Source organism: Metapseudomonas phytobenefica (assembly GCF_043392685.1).
Taxonomy (GTDB): Bacteria; Pseudomonadota; Gammaproteobacteria; order Pseudomonadales; family Pseudomonadaceae; genus Metapseudomonas.
In genome coordinates, this window is sequence record NZ_JBHZGM010000071.1 from 1 (window position 1) to 2,010 (window position 2,010).

2 protein-coding genes are annotated in these 2,010 nt (G+C 62.7%); both read left to right on the forward strand.

Annotation, left to right across the window (positions count from 1 at the left end):
- Positions 1 to 82: 82 nt before the first annotated feature.
- Positions 83 to 442, forward strand: a complete 360-nt coding sequence (gene tnpB, locus ACFW0B_RS25740; RefSeq protein ID WP_058151328.1) for an IS66 family insertion sequence element accessory protein TnpB — start codon at positions 83 to 85, stop codon at positions 440 to 442.
- A gap of 19 nt (positions 443 to 461) precedes the next feature.
- Positions 462 to 1,967, forward strand: coding sequence for an IS66 family transposase (tnpC, locus tag ACFW0B_RS25745; protein WP_449151788.1), 1,506 nt, complete (start codon positions 462 to 464; stop codon positions 1,965 to 1,967).
- Positions 1,968 to 2,010 lie beyond the last annotated feature (43 nt).

Below are 2,010 nucleotides of genomic sequence, written 5' to 3' on the forward strand. Positions count from 1 at the left end.
GTATCCGCTCCATAAACCCCACCTGCCCATAGCCTGCTGATCATTGGATGCTGAGCTCCCGTTTTCACTGGAGCTCACCACCATGATGCGTCCCGACGCCAAGGTGCAGAAGGTCTACCTCTATCCCAAGCCCGTCGACTTTCGCAAATCCATCAACGGCCTGGCCGCCCTGGTTGAACTGGACATCAAGGTGGAAGTGTTCAACCCGGTGCTGTTCGTGTTCCTCAATCGCACCCGTAGCCAGGTCAAGATCCTCTATTGGGAGCGCAATGGCTTCTGCCTGTGGCTCAAGCGCCTGGAAGCCGAGCGTTTCAAGACCAAGCCCGATGCTGGCGACGAGGCCATCGAACTGACTGTCGATGAGTTGAACTGGCTGCTCGACGGCATCGACCTGTGGCGTAACCGGCCGCACCAGGTACTGACGCCGCGCTTCGTGGCCTGAGCCGGTATAATCCGGCGCCATGAAATCTGGCGCCGACAACCTTCCCGACGATCCCATCCTGCTCAAGGCGTTGGTTCTGCAATTACAGGAACAGGTCGCCCTGCTGCGCCACAAACTGTTCTCACCCAAATCCGAGCGCAGCCCCGAAGACGCCGACTCGCCGCAACTGGCCATGTTCAACGAGGCCGAAGAGCTGATCGAAGAGCCGGCCGCCGCGCCAAGCGAAGCCGAAGAAGTCGTTGCGCCGGTCAAGCGTCGTGGCAAACGCAAGCCGCTGCCGGCCCACCTGCCGCGCGTGGAAATCGTCCATACACTACCCGAGCACGAGCTGACCTGCGCCTGCGGTTGCCGCAAGCAGGAGATCGGCGAAGAGACCAGCGAGCAGTTGGAGATCATCCCGATGCAGGTGCGGGTGCTCCGTCATATCCGCAAGACCTACGCCTGCAAGGCCTGCGAAGCCGCCCCGGTCACCGCTGACAAACCGGCGCAACTGATTGAGAAAAGCCTGGCCAGCCCCAGCGTGCTGGCCATGCTGTTGACCACCAAGTACGCCGATGGCATCCCGCTGTATCGTTTCGAGAAGATGCTCAGTCGCCACGGTATCGACATCCCCCGCCAGACCCTGGCGCGCTGGGTGATCCAGTCTGGCGAACAGTTGCAGCCCCTGCTCAACCTCATGCGCGACCAGTTGCTGGGTTACCCGGTGTTGCACTGCGACGAAACCCGGCTGCAGGTCTTGCATGAACCTGGGCGAGATCCCACGGCGCAGTCCTGGATGTGGGTGCAAAGCGGCGGTCCACCGGAGCAACCGGTCGTCCTGTTCGACTACAGCACCAGCCGTGCGCAGGACGTGCCGTTGCGCCTGCTCGAAGGCTATCGCGGCTACCTGATGACCGACGACTACGCCGGCTACAACGCCGTGGCCATGCAGGAGGGCATCGAACGCCTGGGCTGCTGGGCACATGCGCGGCGCAAGTTCGTCGAAGCGCAGAAGGTGCAGCCCAAGGGCAAAACCGGCCGGGCCGACATGGCGCTGAACCTGATCAACAAGCTCTACGGCATCGAGCGTGACCTGAAAGAGGCCAACGACAGCGAACGCCTGACCGCCCGTCAGCAACGCAGCCAGCCACTGCTCGACCAGCTCAAGGCCTGGCTGGACAAGACCCAGCCGCAGGTCGCCGGGCAGACGGCCCTGGGCAAGGCGGTGAACTACCTGGCCAGCAACTGGAGCCGGCTGGTGCGCTACGTCGAAGGTGGACATCTGCCGATCGACAACAACCGCGCCGAGAATGCCATCCGCCCGTTCGTCATCGGCCGCAAGAACTGGCTGTTCAGCGACACGCCCAAGGGCGCCACGGCCAGCGCGCAGGTCTACAGCCTGATCGAAACCGCCAAGGCCAATGGCCAGGAGCCTTACGCCTGGCTGCGCCACATCCTCGAACGCCTGCCAACCGCCAGCAGCGTTGAGGATTACGAAGCACTGCTGCCGTGGAACTGCTCGCCAGCTTCTGTCCCGGCTTCCTGAAAACAAACCCCGTCCAGGCGGACGGGATTTATGGAGCGCTTAC

What these genes read in the sequence shown, in the direction of transcription:
- tnpB (WP_058151328.1), top strand. Translation starts at nt 83, where the DNA reads ATGATGCGTCCCGACGCCAAGGTGCAGAAGGTCTACCTCTATCCCAAG.
- tnpC (WP_449151788.1), top strand. Translation starts at nt 462, where the DNA reads ATGAAATCTGGCGCCGACAACCTTCCCGACGATCCCATCCTGCTCAAG.